Origin of the sequence: Streptomyces fragilis, assembly GCF_003112515.1 — a bacterium.
In the GTDB taxonomy this organism is placed as follows: domain Bacteria; phylum Actinomycetota; class Actinomycetes; order Streptomycetales; family Streptomycetaceae; genus Streptomyces; species Streptomyces fragilis.
Window position 1 is genome coordinate 396,117 of the sequence record NZ_BEVZ01000003.1, and the last position, 16,380, is coordinate 412,496.

Genomic DNA, 16,380 nt, shown 5'->3' on the forward strand with positions numbered 1-16,380 from the left:
CCCGCGTGACCGAGCCCCGCGTGACCACCGCCGTGCAGCCGCCGACCGGGGACCGTGTGTCCGAGGGTGCGGGCCGTCAGGCCCGCAGCCCGGAACCGGGCCCGGTTCCTGGCTGCCCGGCGGAGCCCGGCGAGGGGCGCTTCGCGCGGCTGGCCCGCGGCTGCAGGCCGCGCGGGTGCAGGGCGCCGGCCCGGCGCGTCCACGGCCGACGGGTCCGGTACGTCATCGGGGACGAGCCCGGACAGGTGAACGGGATGCGATGGCGCGGGGGAAGGCCCCGACGCCCGTCCGGCATCATCCGTGATCACCTGTGAGGTAATCCTTCGCATGTCCAGTCAGTTCTTCGTGCCCGATCCCGAGGGCACCGTTCCCACCGCCGCCGGCTACTTCGGCGACTTCGGCGGCAAGTTCATCCCGGAGGCGCTGGTCGCCGCCGTCGACGAGGTCGCCGTCGAGTACGACAAGGCCAAGGCCGACCCTGAGTTCGCCCGCGAGCTCGACGACCTGCTGGCGCACTACACCGGCCGTCCCAGCGCCCTCACCGAGGTCCCCCGCTTCGCCGAGCACGCGGGCGGCGCGCGGATCTTCCTCAAGCGCGAGGACCTCAACCACACCGGCTCCCACAAGATCAACAACGTGCTCGGCCAGGCCCTGCTGACCCGCCGCATGGGCAAGACCCGGGTCATCGCCGAGACCGGGGCCGGCCAGCACGGCGTCGCCACCGCGACCGCCTGCGCCCTGTTCGGCCTCGCCTGCACCATCTACATGGGCGAGGTCGACACGCAGCGCCAGGCGCTCAACGTCGCGCGCATGCGGATGCTCGGCGCCGAGGTGGTCGCCGTGAAGTCCGGCAGCCGCACCCTCAAGGACGCCATCAACGAGGCGTTCCGCGACTGGGTCGCCAACGTCGACCACACGCACTACCTCTTCGGCACGGTCGCCGGACCCCACCCCTTCCCGGCGATGGTCCGCGACTTCCACCGCGTCATCGGCGTCGAGGCCAGGCGCCAGCTGCTGGAGACCGCCGGGCGCCTGCCCGACGCCGCCGTCGCCTGCGTGGGCGGCGGGTCCAACGCCATCGGCCTCTTCCACGCGTTCATCCCCGACGAGGGCGTCCGCCTGGTCGGCTGCGAGCCGGCCGGCCACGGGCTGGAGACCGGCGAGCACGCCGCCACCCTCACCGCCGGCGAGCCCGGCGTGCTGCACGGCTCCCGCTCCTACGTCCTGCAGGACGAGGAGGGGCAGATCACCGAGCCGTACTCCATCTCCGCCGGCCTGGACTACCCGGGCATCGGCCCCGAGCACGCCTACCTCAAGGACAGCGGCCGCGGCGAGTACCGGGCGGTCACCGACGACGCCGCCATGCAGGCGCTGCGCCTGCTGTCGCGCACCGAGGGCATCATCCCGGCGATCGAGTCGGCGCACGCCCTGGCCGGCGCGCTCGAGGTCGGCCGCGAGCTCGGCCCCGACGGCCTGATCGTGGTCAACCTGTCCGGCCGCGGCGACAAGGACATGGACACCGCCGCCCGCTACTTCGGGCTGTACGACACCGACGCGGCGGTCGCCGCGGACGAGGCCGGCGACGGCGCGGAGATCGAGGGGGACGCGAAGTGACCGGCAACCGACAGCTGCTGAGCGACACCCTCGCCGCCGCGAAGGCCGAGGGCCGCTCCGCGCTCATCGCCTACCTCCCGGCCGGCTTCCCGACCGTGGACGGCGGCATCGACGCGATCAAGGCCGTCTTCGAGGGCGGCGCCGACGTCGTCGAGGTGGGCCTGCCGCACAGCGACCCCGTCCTGGACGGCCCGGTCATCCAGACCGCCGACGACATCGCGCTGCGCGGCGGCGTGAAGATCGCCGACGTGATGCGCACCGTCCGCGAGGCGCACGAGGCGACCGGGAAGCCGGTGCTGGTGATGACCTACTGGAACCCGATCGACCGCTACGGCGTCGAGCGGTTCACCGCCGAGCTCGCCGAGGCCGGCGGCGCCGGCTGCATCCTGCCCGACCTGCCGGTGCAGGAGTCCGCGCTGTGGCGCGAGCACGCGGAGAAGCACGACCTGGCCACCGTCTTCGTCGTCGCGCCCTCCAGCAAGGACGCGCGGCTCGCGGAGATCACCGCGGCCGGCAGCGGCTTCGTCTACGCGGCCTCGCTGATGGGCGTCACCGGCACCCGTGCGTCCGTCGGCGCACAGGCCCAGGACCTGGTGCGGCGCACCCGCGCCACCAGGGCCGACCTGCCGGTCTGTGTGGGCCTCGGCGTCTCCGACCGGGCCCAGGCCGCCGAGGTCGCGGGCTTCGCCGACGGCGTGATCGTCGGCTCGGCGTTCGTGCAGCGGATGCTCGACACCGCCGACGACGCCCAGGCCCGTCTGGAGGCCGTGCGGGACCTCGCCGCCGACCTGGCGGAAGGCGTGCGCGGGAGGGCGTAGCCCCCGCTGTCAGCGGCGACGACGCCGCTCACTCGAACGGGTGGACATGGGACCGGGGAGGCGCGCAGCGCCTCCCCGGTTCGTTCTGCCCCATGTGAGTGAGAAGAACCGAGACGGAAAGCGCAATGCGCGCCAGCGCCTGGCGATGGAGCGCGAGAAGCAGAAGGCCGCGGACAAGCGCCGCCGCGCCATGATCGTCGGTGCGGCCGTGGTCTGCGTCCTCGGTCTCGCGGCGGTCGTCGGCGTGGTCGCCGCCAACTCCGGGGGCGACACCAGCGACGCCGAGGGCCCCGCGGTCGCGCCCTCCGGGGCGGGTGGCAAGGAGAAGCTGGCCATCCCGGTCGGCCGCCCCGGCGCGCCGTCGACGATGGTCGTGTACGAGGACTTCCGCTGCCCGGCCTGCAAGGCCTTCGAGACGGCCTACCGGTCCACGGTGCACGAGCTGACCGAGGCGGGCTCCCTGAAGGCCGAGTACCACCTGGTCACCCTGATCGACGGCAACCTCGGCGGCGGCGGCTCGCTGCGCGCCGCCAACGCGGCCGCCTGCTCGCAGGACGCCGGCAAGTTCCCCGAGTACCACGACGTCCTCTTCGACGCCCAGCCCGAGGAGACGGACGACGCGCTGGCCGACAACAAGAAGCTGATCGAGCTGGCCGACAAGGTCCCGGACCTCGACACGGCCGCCTTCCGCGCCTGCGTGAACGAGGGCACCCACGACAGCTGGGTCCGCGAGTCGGACAAGGCCTTCCGCGCGGGCGGCTTCAGCGGCACGCCGACGGTCCTGCTCAACGGCAAGAACATCTACGAGGACCGCTCGATGACGCCGGCCAAGTTCAAGCAGCTGGTGGAGGCGAAGGCCGCGCAGTGACCCCTCCCGGGGCCCGGCCCGTTATGGAGCCGTAGCCGGGCCGCCCGCCCTCCGGGGGGCCCGGCACGGTAGCGTCGTCCCTGCCATGGAACTTGCCTACATTCCCAGCCCGTCGCGCGGGGTGCTGTACCTCGGTCCCGTCCCGCTGCGCGGCTACGCGTTCTGCATCATCATCGGCGTCTTCGTCGCCATCTGGCTCGGCAACCGGCGCTGGGTCGCCCGTGGCGGACGGCCGGGCACGGTCGCCGACGTCGCGGTGTGGGCCGTGCCGTTCGGCCTGGTCGGCGGCCGCCTCTACCACGTGATCACGGACTACCAGCTGTACTTCGGCGAGGGCCGTGACTGGGTGGACGCCTTCAAGGTGTGGGAGGGCGGCCTCGGCATCTGGGGCGCGATCGCGTTCGGCGCGGTCGGCGCCTGGATCGGCGCGCGGCGGCGCGGCATCCCGCTGCCGGCGTACGCCGACGCGGTGGCCCCGGGCATCGCCCTCGCCCAGGCGATCGGCCGCTGGGGCAACTGGTTCAACCAGGAGCTGTACGGGCGTGAGACGGACCTCCCCTGGGCGGTCCACATCACCTCCTCGCTCGACGGCCGGGTTCCGGGCTACTACCACCCGACCTTCCTGTACGAGTCGCTGTGGTGCATCGGCGTCGCCCTGCTGGTCATCTGGGCGGACCGCCGCTTCACGCTCGGCCACGGGCGGGCGTTCGCGCTGTACGTCGCCGCGTACTGCGCGGGCCGGTTCTGGATCGAGTACATGCGGGTCGACGAGGCGCACCACGTCCTCGGCCTGCGCCTGAACAACTGGACCGCGCTGGTGGTCTTCCTGCTGGCGGTCCTCTACCTGGTCCTCTCCGCGCGGAAGCGGCCGGGCCGGGAGGCGGTCGTCGAGCCGGGGGCGAAGGACGGTTCCGGTGCGGAGGGGAAGGACGGGGCCGACTCCGACGCCGCTTCCCCGGCCGGTTCCGACGAGGCCGACGGCGGCAGCCCGGCCGGGACCGGGAAGGCGGACGCCGACGGTGCCACCGAGGCGTCCAAGGCCGCCGCGGACCCCACCGAGGCCAAGGGCAAGTAACCACCCCCCCGCACGCTTCCGACGCCGCGCCCCCGATCACCGGGGGCGCGGCGTCGTCGTGTCCGGCCCTCTCGGCCCGGTCCCGCCCGCGCCCGCCTGCGAAACGGATGACTCATCCGATTGTGTGCTAGCCTCCATTGAGGCGGATGGGTTATCCGTTTTTCTCGGGTGGAGGGGGAACGCATGTCGAGGACAGCAGTGATCACGGCCGGCACGGGAGGCATCGGTCTGGAGACCGCGCTGGGGCTGGCCCAGGCGGGATACGTGGTCACCGTGGTCGGGCGGGACGCCGGCCGAGGGGCCAGGGCGGTCGAGCGGATCACCGCGGCGCACCCGGCGCGTCCCGCCCGGTTCCTGACCGCCGACCTCGCCTCGCTCGACCAGGTCCGGGAGCTGGCCGAGACCATCGCGGCCGGTCACGCGACGTCGGGAGAACCGCTGACGGTGCTGGTCAACAACGTCGGCGCGATGTTCGCCGAACGACAGCAGGTGGACGGCGTCGAGGCCTCGTTCGTCGTCAACCACCTCTCGCCGTACCTGCTCACCGAGTTGCTGCTGCCCACCCTCACCGCCGGGGCGCCGAGCCGGATCGTGAACGTGACCTCCGGCGCGGTCGGGGTCGCCAAGCGTGTGTTCGACGCCGTCGAGCCGCCGGGCGGTTACTACGGCTTCCACCGCTACGGGCGCGCCAAGCTCGCCAACCTCGCCTACACGCTCGACCTGGCGAAGCGGCTGGACGGCACGGGCGTCTCGGTCTTCGCCGCCGACCCCGGAGGCGCGGCGACCCGCATGACCGACGGCACCCTGGTCCCGAGGACCGTCTCCCCGGCGCTGCGGCTGCTGTGGCCGTTGGTGCGCCGCCGGTTCGAGCGCTCCACCGCCGGCACGGCGTCCGCGGCGGCCAGATCCTCGGTCACCGCCGCCACCGACCCCGCGCTGTCCGGCCGGACCGGTCTCGTCATCGGCCCCCGGGCACACCCCGTCGCGCCGCCGCGTGCGGCGACCGACCCCCGCATCGCCGCCGCCGTGCGCCGGCTCAGCGAGATCCACGCGCCCACCGCGGTGGGAGGCCCGCACGACGCCGCATAGCATGGGGCCCACGAGCCCGTGCACCCCTGACGAGCAACCTGGACGCTCCTTCCTCATGACGACCCCGACCCCACAGCTGCGCAAGGACGCTGCCCGCAACCGGGAGCGGATCGTCGCGGTCGCCCGCGATCTGGTCGACCAGGGCACCGCACTGCAGCTCAACGACGTCGCCCGCCGGGCCGGCGTCGGGGTCGCCACGGTCTACCGGCACTTCGCCACCCCCGAGGCCTTGCTGGAGGCCGTCGCCACCCCCTGCCTGGAGGGCCTCGTGGCACACGGCGAGCAGGCGCTGACGGACACCGACCCCTGGCGGGCGCTGGCCGCCTTCCTGTCCCGCGTCGTCGAGGCCCAGCTCACCGACGCGGCCCTGCCCCCGGTCGCCGCCGCGGCCGAGGACGCCCTGCCGCGCACGACGCAGCTCAAGACGTCACTCGAGCGCGTCGGCACCGCGCTCCTGGAGCGGGCCCGGGACGCCGGAGCCGTCCGCCCCGACCTGGCCGCCGCCGACCTGGTGCCGCTCATGTGCGGCATCGCCCACGCCGTGACCGTCCGCGGCGGCACGAGCGGCGACCGGACGGACACGGCCCGCCGCTACCTCGCGACCCTCCTCGAGGGCATGCGCCCCGCACCGCCACGCACCTGAGCTCGTCCGCCCCGCCGGCCCCGCACCTGAGTTCGTCCGCCCCGGCCACCACATCGCGCGGGGCCCGGTGGCCGCACGTCCGCGAGGGGGCAGGCGGGGTTCGGGTCAGTCGCGGCGCGCGGCCAGGGCGAGGGTGCGGTGGGCGGTGGCCAGGACGGCGGCGTCGACGAACCGGCCGTCGGGGAGCGCCTGCGCCCCGGGCCCGGCGTGACGGGCCGCCTCGACGATCTCCTCCGCCTCCTCGACCTCGCGGGAGGTCGGAAGGTACGCCCGCGCGATCACCGGCAGCTGCCGCGGATGGATCGCCGCCCGCCCCAGGAACCCCAGCGCCCGCCCCCGCGCACACCCCGCCCGCAGCCCCTCCAGGTCCCGGACGTCCGGGTGGACGGACTGTGCCGGAGGGTGCAGCCCCGCCGCCCGGGCGGCCACCACCACCCGCGAGCGGCACCAGTCGAGCCCCGCGTCCTCCCGCACCCCGAGGTCCGCGCGCAGGTCGGCCTCGCCGAGGGAGACGCCGCCCACCGACGGATCGGCGCCGGCGATGCGGAACGCCTCCTCGACGGCCAGCGCGCTCTCCAGCAGCGGGAACAGCGGCAGCCCCGCCCGGCCCAGCGCGCTCGCCCGCCCCGCCACCCGCGCCACCGTGTCCGCCGAGGTCACCTTCGGCAGCCGCACCCCGCCGAGCCCGGGGCACGGCAGCAGAGTCTTCAGGTCGGCGCGCCCCTCCGGCGAGGACGGGCAGTTCACCCGGACGTGCACCGGAACCGGCGGCTGCCCGGCCAGCAGCTCCGCCGTCGCGTCGCGGGCGTACTCCTTGCGGGCGGGCGCGACCGCGTCCTCCAGGTCGACGAGCACCACGTCCGCCCCCGCCCGCAGCGCCTTGGCGACCACCTCGGGCCGGTCGCCGGGCACGTACAGCCAGGTCAGCGGCGGTGCCAGGACACCCCCGCTCACACGATCCCCTCCCGCCGCAGCACCGCGATCTCCTCCGCGGTGAGCCCCGCCTCCGTGAGCACCGCCTCGGTGTCCGCGCCGTGCGGCCGCCCGGCCCAGCGGATCGCGCCGGGGGTCGCGGAGAGCCGGAACAGCACGTTCTGCATCCGCAGCGGCCCGAGCTCGGGGTCGTCCACGGTGGTGATGGTCCCCAGCGCCCGGTACTGCGGGTCCTCCATCACGTCCCGCACGTCCTGGACGGGGGCCACCGCGGCCTCCGCCTTCTCGAAGGCGTCCAGCACCTCCGACCGTCCGCGCCGGGCGATCCACGCGCCGACCGCCTCGTCCAGCACGTCGGAGTGGGCGGCCCGCCCGGAGCCCGTGGCGAACCACGGCTCGTCGACCAGCTCCGGCCGCCCCACCAGCCGCATCACCCGTTCGGCGACCGACTGGGCCGAGGTGGAGACGGCCACCCAGGTGCCGTCGGCGGTCCGGTAGGTGTTGCGCGGCGCGTTGTTCTGGGACCGGTTGCCGGTGCGCGGCTGGACGTGGCCCAGCTGGTCGAACCAGAGCGGCTGCGGCCCCAGCACCGTCAGGATGGGCTCGATGATCGCCATGTCGACGACCTGCCCGCGGCCGGTGCGGTCCCGGGCGGCCAGTGCGGTCGTCACGGCGAAGGCGGTGGCCAGCGCGGCGATCGAGTCGGCCAGACCGAACGGGGGCAGGGTGGGCGGCGCGTCCGGCTCGCCGGTGACGGCGGCGAAACCGCTCATCGCCTCGGCCAGGGTCCCGAAACCGGGGCGGCGGGCGTAGGGGCCGATCTGGCCGAAGCCGGTGACCCGGGCCAGCACCAGACGCGGGTTGACCGCGGACAGCTCCTCCCAGCCCAGGCCCCACCGCTCCAGGGTGCCGGGGCGGAAGTTCTCCACCACGACGTCGGCCTCCCGGACCAGCCGCAGCAGGGTGTCGCGGCCGAGCGGCGCGGACAGGTCCAGGGTGATGTTCCGCTTGTTGCGGCCCAGCAGCTTCCACCACAGCCCGACGCCGTCCTTGGCGGGCCCGTGACCGCGCGAGGGGTCGGGCTTCGCCGGGTGCTCCACCTTGACCACGTCGGCGCCGAAGTCGCCCAGCATGGTGGCCGCGAGCGGCCCGGCGAACAGGGTGGCCAGGTCCAGGACCCGCAGCCCGGACAGCGGCGCGGGCCCGGCGGCGGGAGCGGGGGCGACGTCGGACAGGGGCTGGTTCATGACGTGTACCGTGCCTCGATCTCGGAGCGGTAGGGCATCGACGCCGACGCCCCCGGCCGCTGCACCGACAGGGAGGCCGCGGCGGCCGCCCAGCGCAGGGCCTCGGGCATCGGGCGCTTCTCGGTGAGGGCGACGGCCAGCGCGCCGGCGAAGGTGTCGCCCGCCCCGGTGGTGTCCACCGCCCGCACCCGGGGCGAGGGGACCGTCACCGGCTCCGCGCCGCGCGCCGCCCAGAGGCTGCCGGCCTCCCCGAGGGTGACCACCACCTCCGGTACCCGCTCCAGCAGTGCGAGCGCCGCCTCCCTCGGGTCGGCCACCCCGGCCAGGGCGGCGGCCTCGTGCTCGTTGGGCAGCAACAGGTCCACGCAGTCGAGGAGTTCGGCGGGCAGGGGGCGGACCGGAGCGGGCGTCAGGACGGTCCGCACGCCGTGCGCGCGGGCCAGCCGGGCCCCGGCGGCGACGGCCTTCAGCGGGATCTCCAGCTGCAGCAGCAGCAGACCGGCGCCGCGGACCGCCTCCTCGTCGCGGGCGGTCAGCGAGGTCACGCCCGCGTTGGCGCCCGGGACGACCACGATGGCGTTGCCCCCTTGGTCGTCCACCACGATGTGGGCGGTGCCGGACGGGCCCTCGGCGGTGCGCAGACGGTCGGTGACCACCCCGGAGGCCTCCAGGGCGGAGCGCAGCCGCAGACCGAACGTGTCGTTGCCGACCGCTCCGATCATCGCGACGCGGGCCCCCGCACGGGCCGCCGCCACCGCCTGGTTGGCGCCCTTGCCGCCGGGCGCGGTGCGGAACTCGCGGCCGGTGACGGTCTCCCCGCGCTGCGGGGCCTTCGCCACGTAGGCGACGAGGTCCATGTTGGCGCTGCCGAGGACGACGATGTCGCTGACGGTGCTCATGAGGTGGCGGCCTCCAGGACGGGCCGGGCGGGCAGGGCCCGCTCCGGTCGCGGGTCCGGCGCGCACAGGTGGGCCGTGGTGCGGCCGAGGGTGTCGAAGCCGACGCCGTCGAACCCGGCCACGGAGGTGGCGAGCCGGTTCTTCAGCGGTGCCGTCCACCGCTTCGGCAGCGCGGCGGGGGAGCCGGCGAGCAGCGCCGCCACGGAACCCGCGGTGGCGCCGTTGGAGTCGGTGTCCCAGCCGCCGGACACCGCCCGGCAGACCGAGCCGGTGAAGTCCCCGTCCGCGTGGGTGAGGGCGGCGGCGATCAGGGCGGTGTTGGGCACCGCGTGCACCCAGTGGTAGCGCGCGTGCTCGGTGTGCAGCGCGTCCACCACCGGCTCGAACTCGGCCGCACCGCCCGCGTGTTCGCGGGCCAGCCGGACGGCGTGCCGGACCGCCCGGGCGAGCCGGGAGCCGGGCGGGACGACGGCCAGCCCGGCCCGCAGACAGCCGTGCACGTCCACCCCGCCGCCCGCCGCGGCCGCGATCACGGCGGCGGCGAACATGGCGGCGTGCACACCGCCCCCGGTGTGGCTGAGGACGGCGTCGCGGTGCGCCTGCTCGGCGGCGGCGCCCGGGTCGCCGGGGTTGGTCCAGCCGTGCACGTCGGCCCGGATCAGCGCGCCGATCCACTCCCGGAACGGGTTGCGGTGGCGCGCGGTGTGCGGCGGCTCCACCCCGGACAGCAGGTTGCGGCAGGCGACGCGCTCCGCGGTGAACAGCCGGCCGGCGGGCAGCTCGTCCAGCCACAGACGGGCCACGTCCTCGGTGGTGAAGGAGCGGCGGTGACGGCGCAGCAGGAGCAGGCCGAGCAGCGGGAAGTTCAGGTCGTCGTCCTCCGGCATGCCGTCGATGTTCTCGGCCAGCGAGGTGGCGGCCGAACGGCGGTTCCAGGGGTGCGCGGCCGCCAGCTCGGCGGGCAGGCCGCGGGCGGTGAAGAAGGTGGTGAGCGGCCAGTCGCCGGTGGCCCGGGCCAGCGCCCGGATGCCCTCCAGCGGCAGCTTCTCCACCGGCTTGCCCAGCAGGCAGCCGGCCGCGCGCCCCAGCCAGGCGGCCTCCAGGCGCGCCGCCGAGGGCTGCGGGCCGGCGGCCGGGGCGGCCGGCCAGTCGGGGCAGAGCCCCTTGATCCGCCCCAGGTCGGTGGGCTCCGCCTCGGCCATGGGGGAGGGCAGCTCGGCCAGTTCGTCGAGCAGGTCCTCGGCGAGGGTGCGCAGGTAGCGGGAGACCGGCGTGGCGGAGGCGCCGGCGCGGTCCGGGGCCTCGGGGCCGCCGGCCGCGCGCCAGCGGGCGGCGACCGCGGCGACGGTCGCCGGGCAGCGGCCGTCCTGCGCGGCCTGCCGCAGTTCGTGGCCGAGCAGGTCCTCGGGCTGCACCCAGGTCAACCGGAGCACGCGGCGCCCCCGATCGCGGTGAACGCGGCCTCGTGGGCGCGGCGGCGGGCGAGGTCCCGGGCGAAGACCTCCCGGGCCACGGCGGCCAGGGAGCGGGCGGGGGCCTCCAGGTCGAGGCGGCTCGCCTCGGCGACCCGGGCGGCCCAGGCGGCCGGCGCGGGCGAGCCGAGCGCGCCGGCCAGGGCGCCCGCCATGGTGGCGATCGAGTCGCAGTCCCGGCCGTAGTTGACCGCGCCGAGCACCGCCTGCTCGTAGTCGCCGCCGGCCACCAGCAGCATGCCGAGCGCCACCGGCAGCTCCTCGATCGCGTGCAGCCGGGACGGGCGGCGGGCTCCCAGGGAGGGCGCGCGGTAGTCGGGGCCGACGGTGTCGAAGGGGGCGACCGCCTCGCGCAGCGGGCCGAGCGCGGCCTCGAACTCGTCGTACCGGGCGGCCGCCGCGCAGACCGCCTCGATCGCGGCGCGGGTGCCGTCCTTGGCCAGCGACAGGCAGGCGGCGACCACCGACTCCGGCGTCGCGCCCGGCACGCAGGCCGCGGCCACGGCTGCCGCGAAGACGCCCGCCGCCTCCCGCCCGTAGGAGGACTGGTGGGCGCCCGCCACGTCCAGCGCCTCGGCGTAGGCCGCCGCCGGATGGGCCGCGTTCACCAGGCCGACCGGCGCCATGTACATCGCGGCGCCGCAGTTGACGATGTTCCCGCAGCCGGCCTCGCGCGGGTCGACGTGCCCGTAGTGGATCCGCGCCACCAGCCACTTCTCGGCGAGGAAGATCCGCTGCAGCGGCAGTGCCTCGGCCTCCAGTTCGGGGATCCAGCGCAGGTCGCCCATCAGGTCGGGGACCAGGTGCTCGGCGACCGCGTAGGCGTCGAGGTGGTCGCGGACCCGCTCGTAGACGCGGATCAGCGCGTGGGTCATCAAGGTGTCGTCGGTGACGTGCCCGTCGCCCTTGTGGTACGGCGCGACGGGGCGCGCGGTGCGCCACGCGTCGCCGTTCCACGGCCCCACCACGCCCCGCACACGGCCGCCGTGGCGTTCCAGGATCTGCTCGGGGGAGTAGCCCTCGACCGGTCCGCCGAGCGCGTCGCCGACGGCCGCGCCGGTCAGGGCGTCGGAGATCCGCTCGTCCAGGGTCCGGGCGGGGGTCCGGGCCCCGGGAGCGGGCGTGGCGGCGGGTGAGTCCGCCGTCGCGGCGGTGGCCGTCGCGGTGGTGACGGCCGAGTCGTCGAGCGATCCGTGGAGGGGCCTTTCGGGCGTGATGCGCGTCATGCCGGAATCATCCTCCGCCGGTGGCCGGCCGCCCCGCTTCCAGGCGTTCGGCGAGTTCCAGCAGATCGGTCCCGGCGAGGCGCGGCAGGACGCAGCCGGACAGGGAGCGGCAGGCCTGGCGCCAGGGGTCCGGCACCGCCCCGAGGCCGCCGAGGGCGCCGGTGAGCGCACCCGTGAGGGCGGGCGTGGAGTCGGCCACCCGGGACAGGCAGGCCGCCGCCGGCACCGCCTCGCGGAAGCGGCCGCCGGACGCCAGCGCCAGGGCGAGCGCCACCGGCACGGTCTCCGCGGCGGCGATCCCGTAGCTGTACACGTGGTCCACGATCTGGTGCTCCAGCAGCGGCACCAGCGCGAACGCGCCCTCCGGGGCGCTCTCGCGGGCCAGGTGCAGGGCGTGCCGGGCGTTGCGTCCGGCCTCCGACGCGGCGGGCAGCTCGGCCAGCGCGGCGCTCACGCAGGCGTCCACGCCGGCGCCCGCCAGGGCGAGCGAGACGGCGGCGGCCATCGCTCGGGCGCCGTGCACGCCGTCGCCGTCCTGGGAGTAGCGGGCGTCGAACTCGGCGAGCTCCGCGGCACGGTGCGGATCACCCGGATGAGCGACAGCCAGGACGCACGCGCGTACACAGGCCGCGTCGTCGAAGTAGTGCGGGTTGTCGTGGCCGGTGGCCGGCGGGCGCAGGCCGGTGGCCAGGTTGCCGAGCCCGGCGCGCACCGAGATCCGGGCGCGCAGCGGGATCGCGGCGGACTCCGCCTCGGGCGCCGCGCGTTCGGCCTCGGCGACCTCGTCGGCGACCGCGCTCCACGCCAGGTCGACGGCGGCCCGGATCCGGCGGTCGCGCTCCAGGTCGGCGAGGAGGGCGTCGTCGCCCGCGCGCAGCAGCGCCTGCGCGGTCCACGCGGCCCACTCGGCGTCGTCGGAGGGGCCCAGCCGCAGCGGGTCGGGCGGCTGGTTGAGGGCGATCGGCACGGGGAGGGTGGTGGTGGCGTTCTGCTCGGCGAACGTGTCCAGCTCCCGGGTGAGCCGCCGGGTCCACTCCGGCATCCGCGCCGCCCGGTGCCGGGCGGCGGGCCACCCGGCGGCGTCCCCGGCCGCGAGCCCCAGCAGCATCCCGGCCACCCGCCGCTCGCCGGACCTTCCGGACCCCACGCGCGTGCGCCCGTCGGGCCGCCGGACGACGCCCGGGGCGTCCGCCGGCGTGAGGTGACGGCGTGCGGGGGCTGCGCTGGTGTCCGCGCTGCCGGTGTGCGCGCTGCCGGTGTGCGTGCCGCCGGTGTGCGTGCCGCCGGGGTGGGGACCTTCCGCGGGGCGGGCCACCGTCCTGGCGGGTGTGGTGTCCCCGGTGCCGGGCCGGGGCTCGGCCGCGGCAGTGCCGGCGAGACCGCCGGTGCCGCCGGTGTCGCCGGTGTCGGCCGGAGCGTGGGTCGCGGGTCCGGACGCGCCGGCGGGAGCGGGCGCGGTGTCCGGCGGTGCGGTGAGGAGGGCCGCCGCGTCGGTGCCCGCCGCGGTGCCGGGCCCGGTGTACGGGCCCGGGGCGGGAGGGGTGTCGCCGTACGGGGGAGTGACAGCGCGCGGCGCTCCGTCCGCGACCGTGGCGCCGGGTGGTGCGATGCCGGTGGCCGAGGGGGCGGAGGAGGGAGCGCGGGTTGGACCCGAACCCGTACCCGTACCCGGACCCGGATCCGGTGGGCCGGTGGCGAGGACGGGCGCCGGGCCGGTGACGGCGGGTGTGGACACCGGGCTCGCGGGCGTCGGGGCGTCGGGTGCGGTGCCTGCGGCCGGCGTCATGACGCTGCCGTCCGGTGACACGACGGGGTCGGCGGGCGTGAGGTCGCCCGCGAAGGCGCCCGGGGCGACGCCCGCGAGGGCGGCCGGGGCGGCGGGGGGCGTCGTGAGGTCCGGGCCGGGGGCGGGGCCGGCGGGGTCGGGCGGGGGAGTCATGCGTGCTCCCTGGCGGAGGTGAGGAGGTCGGCGATGTCGAGGACGTGCCGGCCCGCCATGGCCGGCAGACAGCTCCCGCGGACCGGCCCGATGGGGGCCGCCCACTCCTCGGGGATGGCGGCCACCCCGGAGGTCGCGCCGGCCAGCGCCCCGGCGACGGCGGCCGTGGTGTCGGCGTCGCGGCCCATGTTCACGGCGGTCAGCACCGCCTCGCGGAAGTCGCCCTCGGCGGCCGCGTACGCACCGAAGGCGAGGGCCACCGCCTCCGGGGCCAGGTCCGTCCACGGGTAGCCCGCCACCACCACCGCGGACCGCACCGCCCGCTCCCCGCGGTGGGCGACCGCCACCGCGCGGCGCAGCGAGCGGGCCGTCCACGAGTCGTCGGGGATCACCGCGAGCGCCGAGGCCACCACCGCCACCGCGGGCGCCCCGGTCATCGCGGCGGCGACCCCGGCCGCCACCGCCTGCCCGCCGTAGATGCCCTCGCCGTCGTGACTGACCGAGCCGTCCACCGCGACCAGCCGCGCCGCCTCCGCGGGGCGGCCCGCCGCGAACACGCCGAACGGGGCGGCCCGCATGGCCAGCCCGTCGCTCCAGGCGTGCCGGTGCTGGGCGGAGACCGGCGCGGCCAGGCCCCGGCGCAGGTTCTCCAGCGTCCCGCGTTCGCTGAACCCGGCGCCCCTGAACGGCCCCTCGTCGCGGTCCGCGATCCACTCGTGCCAGGCCGCCTCCACGTCCGGCGCGGTCAGCGCGAAGCCGTGCCGGGCCAGCAGCAGCCCGCAGAAGATGGCGTACTCGGTGTCGTCGGTGCCCGCCGGGTCCTCCTGGACGTACCCCGTGATGCGGCCCCAGCGGGCGCGGATCTCCGAAGGGCGCAGGTTCTCCGCCGGGGCGCCGAGCGCGTCCCCCACGGCCAGGCCCAGCAGCGCTCCGCGCGCCCGCTCCCGCAGGTCCGGTGTGACGACGGCCGCCATGCGCGCCTCCTAGCGGGGAGGGGGGATATCCCTTGTGCCCTTGTGCCCCTGCGCCCTTGTGTGGATCTGTGCCACGCCACCGCCCCGGCCGACCCTCGGACACGCCGACGTCACCCGGACGACATCTGTGCGGGCCTCGCTTCGAATGAGCGCGATGGCCAAAAGCGCAGGTGAGGGCAGCCTTCCCTTGCTGGCGGGCCATGACTGAAGCGCGTAGCTTGGGGAACATCGAAAAGTAGACCCAGTCCAAACTGGCCGCGTGGCACGACGTCGTCCGCGCACCCGGCACGACCTTGAGCGGGAGACATGGCTGTTCTCGAGATGCGGGCGCCCCTGCATGAGGCACACCGCGACAACCACACCCACCGTGACGTCAACGGCGGCTGGCTGCGCCCGGCCGTGTTCGGCGCCATGGACGGCCTGGTGTCCAACCTGGCCCTGATGACCGGTGTCGCGGGCGCCGCCTCCAGTGGGACGGTGGTGCTCGCCGGGCTCGCGGGTCTGGCCGCCGGAGCGTTCTCCATGGCGGCCGGCGAGTACACCTCGGTCGCCTCCCAGCGGGAGCTGGTCGAGGCCGAACTCGACGTCGAGCGACGGCAGCTGGCCCGCCACCCGCAGGCCGAGGAGGCGGAGCTCGCCGCCCTGTACGAGGCGCGCGGCGTGGACGCCGGCACCGCCCGCGAGGTCGCCCGCCAGCTCTCGCGCGACCCGGAGCAGGCGCTGGAGATACACGTCCGCGAGGAGCTGGGCGTCGACCCCGGCGACCTGCCCTCCCCGACGGTCGCCGCGGTCTCCTCGTTCGGCTCCTTCGCGCTGGGCGCGCTGCTGCCGGTGCTGCCGTACCTGCTCGGCGCCACCGCGCTGTGGCCCGCCGTGGTCCTCGCGCTGGTCGGGCTCTTCCTGTGCGGCGCCGTGGTCGCCAAGGTGACCGCCCGCACCTGGTGGTTCAGCGGCCTGCGGCAGCTGGTGCTCGGCGGCGCGGCCGCGGGCCTCACCTACCTGCTGGGCACCCTCATCGGCACCGCCGTCGGCTGACCCGCCGGCCGCGACGGGTCTTCGCGCCCCACCCGCCCCGCCCGCCCCTCGTAACCCACCCGTAACGGCCCGTCCGGCGCCTGCCCCCCGCCCGGACGGGCCTTCGCGCGCACCGCACGCCCGCCCCGTGAACGCCCCACGCCGCCCCCGCGACCGCCACCGCCCCGCCGCTCGACGTCACCCCTGGGTGGCCGGGCGGCCCCACGCCCGCACGGAGCGGCGGTCAAGGGGGCGGGACCGTTGCACCCCGCGGCCCGCCGCGCAAGGGTCCGCCGCAGGTCAACCCGGTTTCGGCGGTGTGACATTCGTCCCCACGACGTGGCTGGACAGCGGTCGTATCATGAAGTCCGCTCACCTGTGTGAGGGGCTGCACGCAAGCGGCCGCCCGTGGTTTCGCATACGAAGCCACCGGGCATGAGCCGGAACGCGCCGGGCAAGGACGCCAGCGGCGCGCCTCTCCGAAGACGGGCGACGAAGCCTGTACCCAGGAAACGTCAGGACATCCTCCCCTGGCACGTCTCCCCGCGCGCCCGCCGCCACCCGGCGGA

15 protein-coding genes are annotated in these 16,380 nt (G+C 76.1%); 8 read left to right on the forward strand and 7 right to left on the reverse strand.

The window, feature by feature from the left end; genetic code table 11:
• Positions 1–56: 56 nt before the first annotated feature.
• The 7 genes from trpM (at position 57) to Sfr03f_RS12410 (ending at position 6,107) form a co-directional block, all read left to right on the forward strand.
• A complete protein-coding gene (trpM, locus tag Sfr03f_RS31795) occupies positions 57–314 on the forward strand; it encodes a tryptophan biosynthesis modulator TrpM (RefSeq protein ID WP_372514422.1) in 258 nt (85 codons plus the stop codon).
• 13 nt (positions 315–327) lie between these two features.
• On the forward strand, positions 328–1,614 hold the full coding sequence (trpB, locus tag Sfr03f_RS12385; protein WP_108953893.1) for a tryptophan synthase subunit beta: 1,287 nt from the start codon (positions 328–330) through the stop codon (positions 1,612–1,614).
• A complete protein-coding gene (trpA, locus tag Sfr03f_RS12390) occupies positions 1,611–2,432 on the forward strand; it encodes a tryptophan synthase subunit alpha (RefSeq protein ID WP_108953894.1) in 822 nt (273 codons plus the stop codon). Before trpB ends, trpA begins: the two co-directional genes overlap by 4 nt.
• Positions 2,433–2,526: 94 nt before the next feature.
• A complete protein-coding gene (locus Sfr03f_RS12395; protein WP_108953895.1) occupies positions 2,527–3,300 on the forward strand; it encodes a DsbA family protein in 774 nt (257 codons plus the stop codon).
• Between the two features lie 85 nt (positions 3,301–3,385).
• Complete coding sequence (gene lgt / locus Sfr03f_RS12400; protein ID WP_108953896.1) at positions 3,386–4,375, forward strand: prolipoprotein diacylglyceryl transferase; 990 nt, start codon at positions 3,386–3,388, stop codon at positions 4,373–4,375.
• Positions 4,376–4,558: 183 nt separating this feature from the next.
• Positions 4,559–5,464 (forward strand): SDR family NAD(P)-dependent oxidoreductase, encoded by a 906-nt coding sequence (locus Sfr03f_RS12405; protein ID WP_108953897.1) that lies wholly within the window; start codon positions 4,559–4,561, stop codon positions 5,462–5,464.
• A 55-nt stretch (positions 5,465–5,519) separates the two neighbouring features.
• Positions 5,520–6,107 (forward strand): TetR/AcrR family transcriptional regulator, encoded by a 588-nt coding sequence (locus Sfr03f_RS12410; RefSeq protein ID WP_108953898.1) that lies wholly within the window; start codon positions 5,520–5,522, stop codon positions 6,105–6,107.
• 105 nt (positions 6,108–6,212) lie between these two features.
• Here the strand turns inward: Sfr03f_RS12410 and Sfr03f_RS12415 are convergent, their stop codons facing one another.
• The 7 genes from Sfr03f_RS12415 to Sfr03f_RS12445 form a co-directional block, all read right to left on the reverse strand.
• Positions 6,213–7,061 carry an HpcH/HpaI aldolase/citrate lyase family protein gene (locus Sfr03f_RS12415; protein WP_108953899.1) on the reverse strand — a complete coding sequence of 283 codons (849 nt, stop codon included), beginning with the start codon at positions 7,059–7,061 and terminating at the stop codon, positions 6,213–6,215.
• Positions 7,058–8,287 (reverse strand): CaiB/BaiF CoA transferase family protein, encoded by a 1,230-nt coding sequence (locus Sfr03f_RS12420; protein ID WP_108953900.1) that lies wholly within the window; start codon positions 8,285–8,287, stop codon positions 7,058–7,060. The genes Sfr03f_RS12415 and Sfr03f_RS12420 overlap by 4 nt, the downstream gene beginning before the upstream one ends.
• A complete protein-coding gene (gene rbsK, locus Sfr03f_RS12425; RefSeq protein WP_108953901.1) occupies positions 8,284–9,186 on the reverse strand; it encodes a ribokinase in 903 nt (300 codons plus the stop codon). The genes Sfr03f_RS12420 and rbsK overlap by 4 nt, the downstream gene beginning before the upstream one ends.
• The gene (locus Sfr03f_RS12430; protein ID WP_108953902.1) at positions 9,183–10,619 is read right to left on the reverse strand and encodes an ADP-ribosylglycohydrolase family protein; all 1,437 of its coding nucleotides are present in this window, start codon (positions 10,617–10,619) and stop codon (positions 9,183–9,185) included. The genes rbsK and Sfr03f_RS12430 overlap by 4 nt, the downstream gene beginning before the upstream one ends.
• Entirely contained in the window at positions 10,607–11,884 is a 1,278-nt protein-coding gene (locus Sfr03f_RS12435) for an ADP-ribosylglycohydrolase family protein (RefSeq protein ID WP_108953903.1), read from the reverse strand. The genes Sfr03f_RS12430 and Sfr03f_RS12435 overlap by 13 nt, the downstream gene beginning before the upstream one ends.
• A 7-nt stretch (positions 11,885–11,891) precedes the next feature.
• Positions 11,892–12,992: an ADP-ribosylglycohydrolase family protein gene (locus tag Sfr03f_RS12440; RefSeq protein ID WP_108954088.1), complete on the reverse strand. Its 1,101-nt coding sequence runs from the start codon at positions 12,990–12,992 to the stop codon at positions 11,892–11,894.
• Positions 12,993–13,819: 827 nt separating this feature from the next.
• Positions 13,820–14,797, reverse strand: a complete 978-nt coding sequence (locus Sfr03f_RS12445) for an ADP-ribosylglycohydrolase family protein (RefSeq protein WP_108953904.1) — start codon at positions 14,795–14,797, stop codon at positions 13,820–13,822.
• A 306-nt stretch (positions 14,798–15,103) separates the two neighbouring features.
• On the opposite strand from Sfr03f_RS12445, the gene Sfr03f_RS12450 reads away from it, so the two are divergent.
• Positions 15,104–15,832 carry a VIT1/CCC1 transporter family protein gene (locus Sfr03f_RS12450; protein WP_108953905.1) on the forward strand — a complete coding sequence of 243 codons (729 nt, stop codon included), beginning with the start codon at positions 15,104–15,106 and terminating at the stop codon, positions 15,830–15,832.
• Positions 15,833–16,380: the final 548 nt, after the last annotated feature.